The 15,666-nt window shown below is 72.3% G+C and carries 9 protein-coding genes; 6 read left to right on the top strand and 3 right to left on the bottom strand.

Annotation, left to right across the window (positions count from 1 at the left end; translation table 11 throughout):
* Nucleotides 1-45 precede the first annotated feature (45 nt).
* Together IF30_RS0126395 and IF30_RS0126390 are read right to left on the bottom strand one after the other, a co-directional pair.
* Entirely contained in the window at nucleotides 46-1,257 is a 1,212-nt protein-coding gene (locus tag IF30_RS0126395; protein ID WP_030243047.1) for a winged helix-turn-helix domain-containing protein, read from the bottom strand.
* A 56-nt stretch (nucleotides 1,258-1,313) separates the two neighbouring features.
* On the bottom strand, nucleotides 1,314-1,871 hold the full coding sequence (locus IF30_RS0126390; RefSeq protein WP_030243045.1) for a GNAT family N-acetyltransferase: 558 nt from the start codon (nucleotides 1,869-1,871) through the stop codon (nucleotides 1,314-1,316).
* A 241-nt stretch (nucleotides 1,872-2,112) separates the two neighbouring features.
* Between IF30_RS0126390 and secA the strand changes: the two genes are divergently transcribed.
* Nucleotides 2,113-4,875, top strand: coding sequence for a preprotein translocase subunit SecA (secA, locus tag IF30_RS0126385; RefSeq protein ID WP_030243043.1), 2,763 nt, complete (start codon nucleotides 2,113-2,115; stop codon nucleotides 4,873-4,875).
* 119 nt (nucleotides 4,876-4,994) lie between these two features.
* Here the strand turns inward: secA and IF30_RS42035 are convergent, their stop codons facing one another.
* The gene (locus IF30_RS42035) at nucleotides 4,995-5,480 is read right to left on the bottom strand and encodes an Rv3235 family protein (RefSeq protein WP_051711184.1); all 486 of its coding nucleotides are present in this window, start codon (nucleotides 5,478-5,480) and stop codon (nucleotides 4,995-4,997) included.
* Nucleotides 5,481-5,823: 343 nt separating this feature from the next.
* Here IF30_RS42035 and IF30_RS50330 point away from each other — a divergent pair, with 343 nt between their 5' ends.
* The 5 genes from IF30_RS50330 to IF30_RS0126355 all read left to right on the top strand — a co-directional run bounded on the left by IF30_RS50330 (nucleotide 5,824) and on the right by IF30_RS0126355 (nucleotide 15,378).
* Nucleotides 5,824-6,975 carry a patatin-like phospholipase family protein gene (locus tag IF30_RS50330; protein WP_051711181.1) on the top strand — a complete coding sequence of 384 codons (1,152 nt, stop codon included), beginning with the start codon at nucleotides 5,824-5,826 and terminating at the stop codon, nucleotides 6,973-6,975.
* A 118-nt stretch (nucleotides 6,976-7,093) separates the two neighbouring features.
* Nucleotides 7,094-7,603, top strand: a complete 510-nt coding sequence (locus tag IF30_RS0126370) for a DUF6912 family protein (RefSeq protein WP_030243039.1) — start codon at nucleotides 7,094-7,096, stop codon at nucleotides 7,601-7,603.
* A gap of 88 nt (nucleotides 7,604-7,691) precedes the next feature.
* On the top strand, nucleotides 7,692-8,348 hold the full coding sequence (locus IF30_RS0126365; protein WP_030243037.1) for an HAD family hydrolase: 657 nt from the start codon (nucleotides 7,692-7,694) through the stop codon (nucleotides 8,346-8,348).
* Between the two features lie 182 nt (nucleotides 8,349-8,530).
* Nucleotides 8,531-10,156: an L-glutamate gamma-semialdehyde dehydrogenase gene (gene pruA / locus IF30_RS0126360; RefSeq protein ID WP_030243035.1), complete on the top strand. Its 1,626-nt coding sequence runs from the start codon at nucleotides 8,531-8,533 to the stop codon at nucleotides 10,154-10,156.
* A 299-nt stretch (nucleotides 10,157-10,455) separates the two neighbouring features.
* On the top strand, nucleotides 10,456-15,378 hold the full coding sequence (locus IF30_RS0126355) for an NAD-glutamate dehydrogenase (protein ID WP_078891704.1): 4,923 nt from the start codon (nucleotides 10,456-10,458) through the stop codon (nucleotides 15,376-15,378).
* Nucleotides 15,379-15,666: the final 288 nt, after the last annotated feature.

Raw genomic sequence — 15,666 nt, 5'->3', positions numbered from 1 at the left:
AGATGTGTATAAGAGACAGGGTCGGGTCGGGTCGGCGGGGGCGGCTCAGTCGTCCGCCAGCAGCTTCTCCAGGGCCGGTCGCAGTCGCTCGTCGTGCAGCGCCCCGACCCGCACGGTGTCGCAGCCGACCCAGGCGGCCGCCTCGCGCAGGGCCGTCGCCAGTGCCTCGACGTGCCGGGCGTCCCGTCCGCGGCCACCGGTCAGCGAGACCTGCCGGGCGACCAGGGTGCGCCCCTCGCGGGCCGGGTCGACCCGGCCCACCAGCCGGCCGCCGGCCAGCAGCGGCATCGCGAAGTAGCCGTGCACCCGCTTGTGCTTGGGGGTGTACGCCTCCAGCCGGTGCGCCATGTCGAAGATCCGCTCGGTGCGGGCGCGGTCCCAGACCAGCGAGTCGAACGGCGAGAGCAGCGTGGTGCGGTGGCGCCCGCGCGGGGTGGTGGCGAGGGCGGCCGGATCGGCCCAGGCGGGGGCCGCGGTGCCGTCCGGGCCCCAGCCGGCCACCTCGACCGGGACGAGCCCGCAGTCCGCGAGCACCGGGTCCAACTCCTCGGCGCGCAGCCGGTGGTAGTCCAGCAGATCGGCCCGGGTGGCGACGCCGAGCGCGGCGCCGGCCTGGGCGACCAGGGTGCGCACGCACTCCTCGTCCGACCGGTCCTGACCGAACAGGGCGTCCGGGATGGCCTGTTCGGCCAGGGCGTAGACGCGCTTCCAGCCGCGGCGCTCGGTGCAGACCACGTCGCCGAAGGCCAGCGCCCGCTCGACCGCGATCTTGGCGTCGGACCAGTCCCACCACTCGGCGGTCTTCTTGGCGCCGCCCAGCTCGGTGGAGGTCAACGGCCCCTCGGCGCGCAGCTTGTCCAGCACCAGCCGGTAGGCCTCGGGGGTGACCTGGTGGCCCCAGAGGTGGCCGCGGGCGCGGTAGCGGCGGCGCCGGAAGGCGAACAGCGGCCACTCCTCGACCGGCAGGATGCACGCCGCGTGCGACCAGTACTCGAAGCTGGTGCCCCCGCCCCAGTACGCCGCTTCGACGGCGGGGCGGCCGACCGCGCCGAGGCGGGCGTACGGCACCAGCTCGTGCGAGCGGGCGAGCACCGAGATGGTGTCCAGCTGGACGGCGCCCAGGTGCCGCAGGACCCCGCGCACCCCGGCGCGGCGGTCGGGCGCGCCCAGCAGGCCTTGGGCCCGCAGGGCCATCCGACGGGCGTCGTCGGCGCTCAGGACGGTGACGGGGCTGCGGTGGGCGGCTGCGGCGGTCATGGCGGCGAGCGTAGCCCGGGGCACCGACACCGGCCCCGGGCCGGGTCCGGCGGTGCTCAGGCCGGGTCGGAGGCCAGCAGCGAGGCGACCCAGGCGTCGTGGAAGACGCCGCGCTGCTCGGCGTACGAGCGCAGGGTGCCCTCGAAACGGAAACCGACCTTCTCGGCGACGGCGCGGGAGCCGTCGTTGCCGACGTAGGCGTGCCACTCCAGGCGGCGCAGGCCGAGGTCGCGCAGGCCGTAGCGGGCGACGGCGCGGGCCGCCTCGACGGTGTAGCCGCGGCCGCGGAACTCCTTCGCCGCCCACCAGCCGACTTCGGCGCAGCCGGGGTCGTGCGGGCGCAGGACGAGGCCCTGCGAGCCGACCAGGGCGCCGGACCCGCGCTCGAACACGCACCAGATCCGGTTCCCGCCGGTGCGCCAGCCCTCGGGGGCGAGGTCGCGCACGAAGAACTCCGCGTCCTCCCGCCGGTACGGCGAGGGCACGACCGTCCAGCGCTGGATCTCCGCGTCCTGGCAGGCGGCGAACACGGCGTCGACGTCGGATTCCCGCGGGGCGCGCAGGACCAGGCGGTCGGTGGTGAGGGTGACGGATTCGGTGCGAGGCTGTGCCATGCGCGGATTATTCCGCGGCGGGGGGAGGGCGGGCATCCGAATACGGAGCCAACTCCTCGACCGACCGACCGTTTTGTCCCGGTGGGGGCACTATCGGGCCATGTGCCCGCGCGGGTGACACGGGAATACCGTGCTGACGCACCTCCCGGGGCATTGGACTCCTCGCATACGATGGCCCGTGCGGTGGGGTGAACCCGTCGTGCAGTCGTCCAGTGCCAATACAGGCAAGGAGCCCGCTCAAGTGTCCGTCTTCGACAAGATCCTGCGCGCAGGCGAGGGCAAGATCCTTCGCAAGCTGCAGCGGATTGCTGCCCAGGTCAACTCCATCGAAGAGGACTTCGTCAACCTCACCGACGCCGAGCTGCGCGCACTGACCGACGAGTACAAGCAGCGACTCGCGGACGGCGAGACCCTGGACGACATCCTCCCCGAGGCGTTCGCCACCGTCCGCGAGGCCGCCAAGCGCGTGCTCGGCCAGCGGCACTACGACGTCCAGCTGATGGGCGGCGCGGCCCTGCACCTCGGGTACGTCGCCGAGATGCGCACCGGTGAGGGCAAGACCCTCGTCGGCACCCTGCCTGCGTACCTCAACGCGCTGACCGGCAAGGGCGTCCACCTGATCACCGTCAACGACTACCTCGCCGAGCGCGACTCGGAGTGGATGGGCCGGGTGCACCGCTTCCTCGGCCTCGAAGTCGGCGTGATCCTGGGCAACATGACGCCCGCCGAGCGCAAGCGCCAGTACGCGATGGACATCACGTACGGCACCAACAACGAGTTCGGCTTCGACTACCTGCGCGACAACATGGCCTGGTCGAAGGACGAACTCGTCCAGCGCGGCCACAACTTCGCGGTCGTCGACGAGGTCGACTCGATCCTCATCGACGAGGCCCGTACGCCGCTGATCATCTCCGGCCCGGCCGACCAGGCGACCAAGTGGTACGCCGACTTCGCCAAGCTGGTGCAGCGCCTCAAGATCGACCGCGACTACGAGGTCGACGAGAAGAAGCGCACCGTCGGCATCCTGGAGGAGGGCGTCACCCGGGTCGAGGACTACCTCGGCATCGACAACCTCTACGAGTCGGTGAACACCCCGCTCGTCGGCTTCCTGAACAACGCCATCAAGGCGAAGGAGCTGTACAAGGCGGACAAGGACTACGTCGTCATGAACGGCGAGGTCATGATCGTCGACGAGCACACCGGCCGCATCCTGGCCGGCCGCCGCTACAACGAGGGCATGCACCAGGCGATCGAGGCGAAGGAGGGGGTGGAGGTCCAGAACGAGAACCAGACGCTGGCCACCATCACCCTGCAGAACTTCTTCCGCCTGTACGGCAAGCTCGCGGGCATGACGGGTACCGGCACCACCGAGGCCGCCGAGTTCCACCAGATCTACAAGCTCGGTGTCGTCCCGATCCCGACCAACAAGACCCCGCTGCGCATCGACCAGCCCGACCTGATCTACAAGTCGGAGCCGGCCAAGTTCGCCGCCGTGGTCGAGGACATCGCCGAGAAGCACGAGAAGGGCCAGCCGGTGCTGGTCGGCACCGTGTCGGTCGAGAAGTCCGAGTACCTGTCCCAGGAGCTGCGCAAGCGCGGCATCCCGCACGAGGTGCTGAACGCCAAGCACCACGAGCGCGAGGCGCAGATCGTCGCGCAGGCCGGCCGCAAGGGCGCCGTCACCGTCGCCACCAACATGGCCGGCCGCGGCACCGACATCATGCTGGGCGGCAACGCCGACCACCTGGCCGCCGCCGAGCTGGCGCAGCGCGGACTGACGCCGACGGACACCCCGGAGGAGTACGAGGCCGCCTTCCCGGCCGCGCTGGAGAAGGCCAAGGCCTCGGTCAAGGCCGAGCAGGACGAGGTCAAGGAGGCCGGCGGCCTCTACGTCCTCGGCACCGAGCGGCACGAGTCCCGCCGGATCGACAACCAGCTGCGCGGCCGCTCCGGCCGTCAGGGCGACCCGGGCGAGTCCCGCTTCTACCTGTCGCTGGGCGACGACCTGATGCGGCTGTTCAAGGCCGGCATGGTGGAGCGCGTGCTCTCGATGGCGAACGTGCCCGAGGACGTGCCGATCGAGTCCAAGATGGTCACCCGGGCGATCGCCTCCGCGCAGACCCAGGTCGAGCAGCAGAACTTCGAGATCCGCAAGAACGTCCTGAAGTACGACGAAGTGCTCAACCGCCAGCGCGAGGTCATCTACGGCGAGCGCCGCCGCGTGCTGGAGGGCGAGGACCTGCAGGAGCAGGTCGGCCACTTCATGGACGACACCGTCGAGGCCTACGTCAAGGCGGCCACCGGTGAGGGCTTCGAGGACGACTGGGACCTGGACAAGCTCTGGACCGCGCTCAAGCAGCTCTACCCGCTCACCCTGGACCTGGAGGAGCTGGAGGAGGAGGCCGGCGGCCGGGCCGCACTGACCCCCGAGTTCCTGACCAAGGTGCTCCAGGAGGACATCCAGGCGCAGTACGGCGCCCGGGAGGACCAGCTCGGCGCGGAGATCATGCGCGAGCTGGAGCGCCGGGTCGTGCTGTCGGTGCTGGACCGCCGCTGGCGCGAGCACCTCTACGAGATGGACTACCTCCAGGAGGGCATCGGCCTGCGGGCCATGGCGCAGCGCGACCCGCTGGTCGAGTACCAGCGCGAGGGCTTCGACATGTTCACCGCGATGATGGAGGGCATCAAGGAGGAGTCCGTCGGCTACCTGTTCAACCTGGAGGTCCAGGTCGAGCAGCAGGTCGAGGAGGTCCCGGTCGAGGACGCCCAGGTGGTGCTCGACAAGCTGGAGAAGGACGCCGCCCGCCCGGAGATCAAGGCCAAGGGCCTGGAGGCGCCGAAGCCGCAGCGGCTGCACTACACGGCCCCCTCGGACGAGGTCGGCGGCGGTGTCGTCGAGGGCGACTTCGAGGACCTCGCGCCGGAGGACGAGGGCGACGGGATGACCCGCGCCGAGCGCCGCAAGGCCGCGAAGTCGGCCAAGGGCCGCCGCCGCAAGGCCTGAGCAGGCCGCAGGACGCCGCGCAGGGCGCCGTACCCGGACCGGGGCGGCGCCCTGCGCCGTTCCCCGGGCCACCGCGTGGCGCCGGCCGCTCACCGGGCCACCGCGTGGCGCCGGCCCTCTCACCGGGCCTCCACGGCGGTGCACTGCCACTGCCCGGCCGGGCCGCGCTGTTCCAGGCGGAAGGCCACCATGTGGTGCCGGCGGCCGAGGTCGACCCGTACGCAGGCCTCCACCGCGTCGGGCGAGGGCGAGCGGTCGTGCACCGGGCCGAGCCGGGGCCGGTCGGCGACGCCGCCGCGGCGGAGCGCACCGGCCCGGACCAGCGAGGCCAGCTGCCCGTAGCCGTCCAGGCTGGTGTGCCGCATCAGCTGGCCGGAGGGCCGCGCGCCGGTGAGCACCTCGACCAGCTGGTGGGCGAACCGGGCGGCCAGGGCCCGGGGGTCGTGGCTCCGCGGGTCCTGGCCGCGACGGCCCTGGCCGGCGGCCGGGTCCGCGCCGGGACAGGCGGCGCGGGGGTGGCGCGGGCGGCGCCCGGCCGGGTCGCAGGCGCCGGTGTCAGGGGTGTGCGGGCGGCGGTGCGGGCGGGCGGTGAGGTGGGCGGTCACGGCGGCTCCTCGACTGGGTGGTGCGGGTACGGACGGGTCCAGGCTGGGGGCGCCCGCCGGGAAGCGGCAAGGTGTTTGCGGCGCGGTCGGGGCGCGATCGGGATTTCACCTATCCGGGTGAGGCGGCCAGTGCGGCGGCGGCTTCGCGCGGTGTCCGTGGGGCGCCCGGTTGACGTGCGGGGACGGGCCGTACGGTCCGAAAGGGGACGTTCCGGCTGGGCGGACCGGGTGGTCGGCGGGCGGCCGCCCGCATTGCGCCGTGCCGCATCCGCGCGCACCATCGGAGCCTGACCGGGTACCGCGGGGAGCGGAGCAGCCGCCCCCACGACGACGGGCGGTCGGCATGACGACACGGGTAGCAGCAGCGGTTCCGGTCCCCGCGGCCGAGGGCACCGCCCCGCCCGCCGGGGGCGCGCCCCGGCGCGGCCTGGTGCTGGGCGGCGGCGGGATGCTCGGCGCGGCCTGGACGGTCGGCGCGCTGTGCGCCGTCGAGGAGGCCACCGGGCATCAGCCGGGCGGCGCCGACGTCCTGCTCGGCACCTCGGCGGGCGCGATCCTGGCCGCGCTGCTGGCGGGCGGAGTCCGGCCCGAGGAGCTGCGCGACCACCAGCGCGGCCTGCCGATCACCGACGGCCCGCTGGCCGGGGTGGTCTTCGACTACGACACCGCCGTCGGCGGCGGGCTGCCGCTGCGGCCCCGGGCCGGCATCGGCTCGCCCGGCCTGCTGCGCGACGCCGTCCGGCACCCGCGCGACTACCCGCTGCTGACCATGGTCTCGGCGATGGCGCCGCACGGCCGCGGCTCGCTGGAGCCGGTGGGCGAGCTGGTGCGCGGCCTGCACGGCGCGGGCGGCTGGCAGACCCCGGCGGCGGACGCCGGCTGCGACCCCGCGGACACCGCGGCGCCGGGCTCACCGCTGCGGGTGGCCGCCGTGGACTACCGCAACGGCCGCCGGGTGGTCTTCGGTGATCCGGACGCCCCGGCGGTCGCGGTCGCGGACGCCGTGATGGCCTCCTGCGCGATCCCCGGCTGGTTCGCGCCGGTGCGCCTGGACGGCTCGGCGTACGTGGACGGCGGCTGCTGGTCGGCCACCAACGCCGACCTGATGCTCGGCCGCGGCCTGGACGAGGTGTACGTGCTCGCCCCGATGGCCCTGCGGCTGGACCCGCGGCCCGGGCGCGCCGACCGGCCCGAGCGGTCCGGCCCGGCCGGGCGCGGGCGCGACACCCTGGCCGCCCTGCGCGAGTGGCGCGAACGGGACCGCCCGCGCGGCGTGCTGGCGCAGCTGGTCAGCCGCTACCGCCGGGCCGTCACCCGCCAGCTGATGCGCGAGGCCGCGCTGCTGCGGGCCGAGGGCGTCCGGGTGCGGCTGCTCGCGCCGACCCTGGCGGACCTCGCGGTGATGGGCCCGAACATGATGGACCCGGCCCGCCGCGGTGCCGTCCTGGAGAGCGCCCTGCGGACCGGTCGGGAGGCGCTGCGGGCCGCCCGGTGAACGGCCGGAAAGCCGGACCGGAGGTGATCACGGCGGCCCGGCGGAGCTTATTCTTGGGGCGCTGGAGAATCTGTGCCGCTGGACGAACCCCGCTGGACCGAACCGGAGAGTGCCACCGATGCGCGTGTACGTGCCCACCACCCTGACCGGTCTGGCGGCGGCCCACGAGGGCGGCGCCCTGGAGGAGTCGGCGGCGTACGCCGTGACGCCCGCGCTGCGCGAGTGGTACGTCAGCGACGACATCGAGGAGCTGGAGTACGCGGCGCTGAACCGGGCCGCGCAGGCCTCCCTGAGGCTGCTGGCCGCCGACCCGGACGCCCCGCGCCGCCGGGTCGTGGTGGCGCTGGACGTGGCCGACACCGCCGTGCGGCCCTTCCCGGGCGACGAGTACCAGGACCAGGCCTCGCTCGGCCGGGTGGTGCTGGCCGGCCCGGTGCGGCTGGCCAAGGCCGCCGCGGTGCACGCCGACGTGGCCGACGGCGAGGTGGTCACGGACGTCGCGGCGGCGGTGGCCGCGGTGGCCGCGGCCGACACCGGCGACCAGGACGCCCAGTTCACCGTGGACGGCGCCGAGGACCACGACCTGCTCTGGTTCGCCACCCAGGAGATCCCCTCGCTGCTGGCGTGAGCGGCCGCGGCGGGCGCCCCGCCCGGGCGGCGGGTGCGTGAGCTCCGCCCTACCGGCGTGTCGGTGCCCGGCGTTACCGTTGTCCCTCGTGCGCACTCACATCGTTTGGGATTGGAACGGCACTCTCTTCCACGACATGGAGGCGGTGCTCGGGGCGAGCAACGCCGCCTTCGCGACCATCGGCGTCGGGCCGATGAGCCTGCAGGAGTACCGGGAGCAGTACGAGATCCCGATCCCGCGGTTCTACCAGCGACTGCTCGGCCGGCAGCCCTCCCCGGAGGAGTGGCTGAAGCTGGACGACGCCTTCCACGACCGCTACCGCGAGCTCAGCGCGGCCTGCGGGCTGACCGACGGCGCCCGCGAGCTGGTCGCCGGGTGGCGGGCGGCCGGGCACAGCCAGTCGCTGCTGTCGCTGTACGTGCACGAGCAGCTGGTGCCGCTGGTCGACACCTTCGGCCTGGCCGGCGACTTCCTGCGGGTGGACGGCCGCCGCGGCCCCGCCGGCGGGCAGAAGGCGGAGCACCTGGTCCGGCACCTGGCCGCGCTCGGCGAGCACGTCGACCCGGCCCGTACGGTGCTCATCGGGGACGCCGCGGACGACGCCCTGGCGGCGCTGAGCGTGGGCGCCCACGCGGTGCTGTACACCGGCGGCTCCCACACCCGGGAGAAGCTGGAGCCGGTCGGCGTCCCGGTGGTGGACACCCTGGCCGAGGCGGTCGAGCTGGCGGGCCGGATCGCCGGCTGAGCGCTTCCGGGCCCGGGCGGGGCGCAGGCGCCGCCCGGTGGCAGCCCGGTGGCGGCCCGGCGGGGCCGCCGCAGTGGCGGGCGCCACGTCCGCCGTCCGCGTGTCTGAGCGGGCGGATCGGGCGGTGGCTGGTCAGGCTGGACCGACAGCCCAGCCGCCAGCAGGACGGAGCCGCCATGCCCATCGACGCAGTCACCGAGGTGCCGACCCCGGTCAACGAGCCGGTGCACGCGTACGCGCCCGGGAGCCCCGAGCGGGACCGGCTGGTGCGGCGGCTGGACGAGCTGTCGGCCGAGCCGGTCCCGCTGCCGATGACCATCGGCGGCGAGCAGCGCTTCGGGGGCGGCGAGCGGACCGAGGTCGTCCAGCCGCACCACCACGCGGCCAAGCTGGGCGTGCTGGGCAACGCCACCCGGGAGGACGCCCGCGCGGCGGTGGACGCGGCGCTGGCCGCCGGACGGCAGTGGCGCTCGCTGTCCTTCGACGACCGTGCGGCGGTCTTCCTGCGCGCCGCCGACCTGCTGGCCGGGCCCTGGCGGGAGACGCTCAACGCGGCGACCATGCTCGGCCAGTCCAAGACCGCGCAGCAGGCCGAGATCGACTCCGCCTGCGAGCTGATCGACTTCTGGCGGTTCAACGTCCACTTCGCCCGGCAGATCCTGGCCGACCAGCCGCTGTCCTCGCCCGGCGTGTGGAACCGCACCGACCACCGCCCGTTGGAGGGCTTCGTCTACGCGGTCACGCCGTTCAACTTCACCGCGATCGCCGGCAACCTGCCCACCGCCCCCGCGCTGATGGGCAACACCGTGGTCTGGAAGCCCGCGCCGACCCAGACCCTGGCCGCCCACCACCTGATGCGGCTGCTGGAGGCGGCCGGCCTGCCGCCCGGCGTGATCAACCTGGTGACCGGCGACGGCCTCCAGGTCTCCCCGGTCGCCCTGGCCGACCCGGCGCTCGCCGGGCTGCACTTCACCGGCTCCACCGCCACCTTCCAGTCCCTGTGGCAGACCATCGGCGCCAACATCGGCGGATACCGAAGCTACCCGAGGATCGTCGGCGAGACCGGCGGCAAGGACTTCCTGCTGGCCCACCGCTCCGCCGATCCGGAGATCCTCAAGACCGCGCTGATCCGCGGCGCCTTCGAGTACCAGGGCCAGAAGTGCTCGGCGCTCTCCCGCGCCTACCTGCCGCGCAGCCTCTGGCAGCGGATCAAGGACGACTTCCTGGCCGAGGTGGACGCGCTCGCGGTGGGCGACGTGACCGACCTGTCGAACTTCATGGGCGCCCTGATCGACCGGCGCGCGTTCGAGAAGAACCGGGACGCCATCGAGCGTGCCAAGGCCGATCCGACGGTGGAGCTGGCGGCGGGCGGCCAGTACGACGACGCGATCGGCTGGTTCGTCCGGCCGACCGTCCTGGTCTCCTCCGACCACCGGGGCGAGATGTTCCACACCGAGTACTTCGGCCCGATCCTCGCCGTCCACGTGTACGAGGACTCCCGCTGGGACGACGTGCTCGACCGGGTCGACCGCGGCGCCCCGTACGGCCTGACCGGTTCGGTGATCGCGCAGGATCGTTACGCCATCGCCCAGGCCGTCGAGGAGCTGCGCTTCGCGGCCGGCAACTTCTACGTCAACGACAAGCCGACCGGCGCCGTCGTCGGCCAGCAGCCCTTCGGCGGGGGTCGGGCCTCCGGCACCAACGACAAGGCCGGCGCGGCGCAGAACCTCCTGCGCTGGACCTCGGCCCGGTCGATCAAGGAGTCCTTCGTGCCGCCCACGCAGCACCGATACCCGCACATGGGCTGATGGCGAGGACCTAGGGTGAATATGAGGCTCCGGTTTGGACAAGCTGTCCAGGACGGACCCGACATCCCTCAGCTTTGCGCCTCACTGTCCCTGTCCACCTTCGATTGATCCGGTTACGCTGGCAGGCGTCGTCGGGTGGCTTGCAGGACGAACGAGACGTCCTACCCACTGGGAGGACGTTTCATGCGTGCCATGAGCCCCTTTCAGTCGGATGGTGCGGCAGGATTGCGGCTGACCCGTCGGTGTACATCCACACACCACCGAGTCACGCAACGGCGCGCGACAGGAGCCAAGAAGTCATGCAGACCAAGCTGGACGCAGCCAAGGCCGAACTGCTCAAGAAGGCAGCCGCAGCCGCTGAGAACAGCCAGGTGGGGGGAGCGGCGCCGGGGGAGGGTCTGAGCAACGGTGCTCTGACCGCGTACCTGCACCACTACTACCTCCACACCGCGCCCGAGGACCTGGTCGACCTCGACCCGGTCGACGTCTACGGCGCGGCAGCCTCCCACTACCGCCTGGGCCTCAAGCGCCCCCAGGGCACTGCCGAGGTGCGGGTCCACACCCCCTCGGTCGAGGAGAACGGCTGGTCCTGCGGCCACACGGTGGTCGAGGTGGTCACCGACGACATGCCCTTCCTGGTCGACTCCGTCACCAACGAGCTCTCCCGCCAGGACCGCGCGATCCACCTCGTGATCCACCCCCAGCTGCTCGTCCGCCGTGACATCACCGGCAAGCTGCTGGAGATCCTCGACGTCGACGCCTGCTCCCGCAGCCAGGCCGCCGGCACCGAGTGGCCGGCCGACGCGACCGTCGAGTCGTGGATGCACATCGAGATCGACCGCGAGACCGACCGCGACGACCTGCGCACCATCGAGACCAACCTGCGCCGCGTGCTCGGCGACGTCCGCGAGGTCGTCGAGGACTGGGGCAAGATGCGCGAGAGCGCGCTGCGCCTGGCCGACGAGCTGGCCGAGCAGCCCCCGACCGGCCTGCCCGAGCAGGAGGTCGGCGAGGCCTGGGAGCTGATGCGCTGGCTCGCCGACGACCACTTCACCTTCCTCGGCTACCGCGAGTACGACCTCGTCGAGCACGAGGGCGAGGAGGTCCTCAAGGCCGTCGCCGGGACCGGCCTGGGCATCCTGCGCGCCGACCCGCACAGCCACGACGACCGCCACCACTCGGTCAGCGAGGCCTTCGGCCGCCTCTCCGCGCCGGTGCGCGCCAAGGCCCACGAGAAGAAGCTGCTCGTCCTCACCAAGGCCAACAGCCGCTCCACCGTGCACCGCCCGGCCTACCTGGACTACGTCGGCGTCAAGAAGTTCAACGCCGCCGGCGAACCGATCGGCGAGCGCCGCTTCCTCGGCCTGTTCTCCTCGGCCGCCTACACCGAGTCGGTCACCCGCATCCCGGTCGTGCGCCGCAAGGTCCAGGAAGTGCTGGACGAGTCCGGCTTCTCCAGCGAGAGCCACGACGGCCGCGACCTCCTGCAGATCATGGAGACCTTCCCCCGGGACGAGATCTTCCAGACCCCGGCCTCCGAACTGCTCTCCATCGCCACCAGCGTGCTCTACCTGCAGGAGCGCCGTAAGCTGCGCCTCTTCCTGCGCCAGGACGAGTACGGGCGCTACTTCTCGGCGTTCATCTACCTGCCGCGCGACCGCTACACCACCCGCATCCGGCTGCTGCTCACCGACATCCTCAAGGAAGAGCTGAACGGCGCCACCATCGACTACACGGTGTACGCCACCGAGTCGGTGCTGACCCGCCTGCACTTCGTGGTCCGGGTCGCCCCGGGCACCGCGCTGCCGAAGCTCACCGACACCGACATCGAGCGGATCGAGAACCGCCTGGCCGAGGCCGCCCGGTTCTGGATGGACGGCTTCCACGACCAGCTGCACCTGGAGCTGGGCGAGGAGAAGGCCGCCGAACTCGGCCACAAGTACGCCAACGCCTTCCCCGACGGCTACCGCGCCGACTTCCCGCCGCGCACCGCCGTCGCCGACATCAAGCAGATCGAGGCGCTGCACGGCGAGGGCGACTTCCGCCTCAACCTGTACCAGCCGGTCGGTGCCGGCCACGACGACCGCCGCTTCAAGATCTACCGGGTCGGCGGCCCGATCTCGCTCACCGAGGTCCTGCCGGTGCTCCAGCGCCTGGGCGTCGAGGTGCTGGACGAGCACCCGTACGCGCTGCGCCGCTCCGACGGCACCACCGCGTGGGTGTACGACTTCGGCCTGAAGCTGCGCGAGGCCACCGAGCTCACCGACGAGGCCCGCGAGCGCTTCCAGGACACCTTCGCGGCCACCTGGACCGGCAAGGCCGAGAACGACGGCTTCAACGAGCTGGTGCTGACCGCCGGACTGACCTGGCGCCAGGCGATGATGCTCCGCGCGTACGCCAAGTACCTGCGCCAGGCGGGCTCCACGTTCTCCCAGGACTACATGGAGGACGCGCTCCGCAACAACACCCACACCACCCGCCTGCTGGTCAACCTGTTCGAGGCCCGGCTGAGCCCGAGCCACCGGTCGGGCGCCCTGGAGCTGACCGAGGGCATCCTGGAGGAGCTGTCCGGCGCGCTCGACGAGGTCGTCTCGCTGGACGAGGACCGCATCCTGCGGTCCTTCCTGAACCTCATCAAGGCCACCCTGCGGACCAACTTCTTCCAGCGCGCCGGCGACGGCGAGTGGCACTCCTACGTGTCGATGAAGTTCGACCCGAAGGCGGTCCCCGACCTGCCGGCGCCGCGTCCGGCGTTCGAGATCTGGGTCTACTCGCCGCAGGTCGAGGGCGTGCACCTGCGCTTCGGCAAGGTCGCCCGCGGCGGCCTGCGCTGGTCCGACCGGCGCGAGGACTTCCGCACCGAGATCCTGGGCCTGGTCAAGGCGCAGATGGTCAAGAACACCGTCATCGTGCCGGTCGGCGCCAAGGGCGGCTTCGTCGCCAAGCAGCTGCCCGACCCGTCGGTGGACCGCGACGCCTGGCTGGCCGAGGGCATCTCCTCGTACAAGACCTTCATCTCGGCGCTGCTGGACATCACCGACAACCTGGTCGGCGGCGAGGTCGTGCACCCGGCCGACGTGGTCCGCCACGACGAGGACGACACCTACCTGGTCGTCGCCGCCGACAAGGGCACCGCGACCTTCTCCGACATCGCCAACGGCGTCGCGGAGTCGTACGGCTTCTGGCTGGGCGACGCGTTCGCCTCCGGCGGCTCGGCCGGCTACGACCACAAGGGCATGGGCATCACCGCCCGCGGCGCCTGGGAGTCGGTGAAGCGCAACTTCCGCGAACTCGGCGTCGACACCCAGACCGAGGACTTCACCGTCATCGGCATCGGCGACATGTCCGGCGACGTCTTCGGCAACGGCATGCTGCTCAGCGAGCACATCCGCCTGGTCGCCGCCTTCGACCACCGCCACATCTTCCTCGATCCGAACCCGGACGCGGCCACCTCGTACGCCGAGCGCCGTCGCCTCTTCGACCTGCCGCGCAGCTCCTGGGACGACTACGACCGGTCGCTGATCTCGGCCGGCGGCGGGGTGTACCCGCGCTCGGCGAAGGCGATCCAGCTGACCCCGCAGGTCCGGGCCGCCCTCGGCGTCGAGGCGGCCAAGCTGACCCCGGCCGACCTGATGAAGGCGATCCTGCAGGCGCCCGTCGACCTGTTCTGGAACGGCGGCATCGGCACCTACGTCAAGTCCTCCACCGAGACCAACGCCGAGGTCGGCGACAAGTCCAACGACGCCATCCGCGTCAACGGCGAGCAGGTCCGGGCCCGGGTCATCGGCGAGGGCGGCAACCTCGGCTGCACCCAGCTGGGCCGCATCGAGTACGCGGCCTCCGGCGGCCCGGAGGGCACCGGCGGCTGGATCAACACCGACGCGATCGACAACTCCGCCGGTGTGGACACCTCGGACCACGAGGTCAACATCAAGATCCTGCTCAACCAGGTCGTCGCCGAGGGCGACATGACGGTCAAGCAGCGCAACGCCCTGCTGGCCGAGATGACCGACGAGGTCGGCCACCTGGTGCTGCGCAACAACTACGCGCAGAACGTGGTGCTGGCCAACGCCGTCGCCCAGGCGCACAGCATGGTCAACGTCCACTCCCGGATGATCAACCGGTTCGAGGCCGCCGGCCGGCTCGACCGCGGCCTGGAGTTCCTGCCCACCGAGCGGCAGATCCGTGAGCGCCAGCAGAACGGCCGCGGGCTCTCCCAGCCCGAGATGTCCGTCCTGCTCGCCTACACCAAGATCATCCTGGCCGACGAGCTGCTCGCCACCGACCTGCCCGACGACCCGTACTTCCGCGCCACGCTGCACGGGTACTTCCCGAGCGCCCTGCGGTCCCGGTTCGCCGACGCGATCGACAACCACGCGCTGCGCCGCGAGATCATCACCACGCTGATCGTCAACGACTCGATCAACCGCGGTGGCTGCACCTTCGCCTTCCGGCTCAAGGAGGAGACCGGCGCGACCTACGAGGAGATCGCCCGCACGCACACCGCCGCGCGGGCCGTCTTCGGCCTGGAGGAGATCTGGGGCGAGATCGCGGGCCTGGACAACCAGGTCCCGGCCCGGGTGCAGACCAAGATGCGCCTGCACTCGCGCCGCCTGGTCGAGCGCGCCACCCGGTGGATGCTCAACAACCGCCGCCAGCCGCTCGACATCGCCGGCACCATCGCGTTCTTCCACGACCGGGTCAACCAGGTCTGGGGCTCGCTGCCCAAGCCGCTGCGCGGCGAGGACCAGGTCTGGTTCGACTCGGTCCACGGCGAACTGGCCGCGGCCGGCGTGCCGGAGGAACTGGCCACCCGGATCGCCGGCCTCTCCTCGGTCTTCCCGACCCTGGACATCACCGAGGTCGCCGACCGCTCCGGCAAGGACGTCGCCGAGGTCGCCGAGCTCTACTACGACCTGGGCGACCGCCTGCAGATCTCGCACCTGCTCGACCGCATCATCGAACTGCCCCGCACCGACCGCTGGTCGTCGATGGCCCGGGCCGCGATCCGCGAGGACCTCTTCGCGGCCCACGCGGCGCTGACCGCCGACATCCTGGCCTGCGGCCCCGAGGGCGCCACCCCGGAGGAGCGCTACACCGCCTGGGCGGAGCTCAACGGGCTTCGGCGGCGGGCCCGCGTCCTCGGACGCGGGCCCGCCGCTTTTGCGTGCGCCGACCGCCCCGGGAGGCGGGCCGGGAATGCCGCGGAATTCGGAGGGTGACGGAAAGGTCACTCTGTGCGTGAACTCCGGCACTGCCGCCAGGCGTCCTCGCGGTTAACGAGCCGTCACGAACTCCGCCAATTCCCGACAGAGTTCCTGACGGGTCGTGGAAGTTCGCCCCAACTGCCCTTTTTGGTCACTGTTCTGACGAGGCAGGAGTTGCAGTAGGCTGACCCCGCGATAGGCGTTGCCGCAGGTCTCGCGCCGGAGAGCACCCCGATGTGATGTGACATCAGGGGCCCTTTCGGAGAGGTACAGGCTGCCAGTCCCGTTCGCGCACGGGAGCCC

The sequence above is a fragment of the Streptomyces sp. NRRL S-350 genome, from assembly GCF_000719705.1.
Classification (GTDB): domain Bacteria; phylum Actinomycetota; class Actinomycetes; order Streptomycetales; family Streptomycetaceae; genus Kitasatospora.
This window is presented reverse-complemented; position numbering and strand designations above follow the sequence as displayed.

Excerpts from the sequence above, each read along its gene's own strand:
- IF30_RS0126390 (WP_030243045.1), bottom strand. The coding sequence starts at position 1,871 with ATGGCACAGCCTCGCACCGAATCCGTCACCCTCACCACCGACCGCCTG.
- IF30_RS0126355 (WP_078891704.1), top strand. The coding sequence starts at position 10,456 with ATGCAGACCAAGCTGGACGCAGCCAAGGCCGAACTGCTCAAGAAGGCA.
- IF30_RS0126370 (WP_030243039.1), top strand. The coding sequence starts at position 7,094 with ATGCGCGTGTACGTGCCCACCACCCTGACCGGTCTGGCGGCGGCCCAC.
- IF30_RS0126395 (WP_030243047.1), bottom strand. The coding sequence starts at position 1,257 with ATGACCGCCGCAGCCGCCCACCGCAGCCCCGTCACCGTCCTGAGCGCC.
- IF30_RS50330 (WP_051711181.1), top strand. The coding sequence starts at position 5,824 with ATGACGACACGGGTAGCAGCAGCGGTTCCGGTCCCCGCGGCCGAGGGC.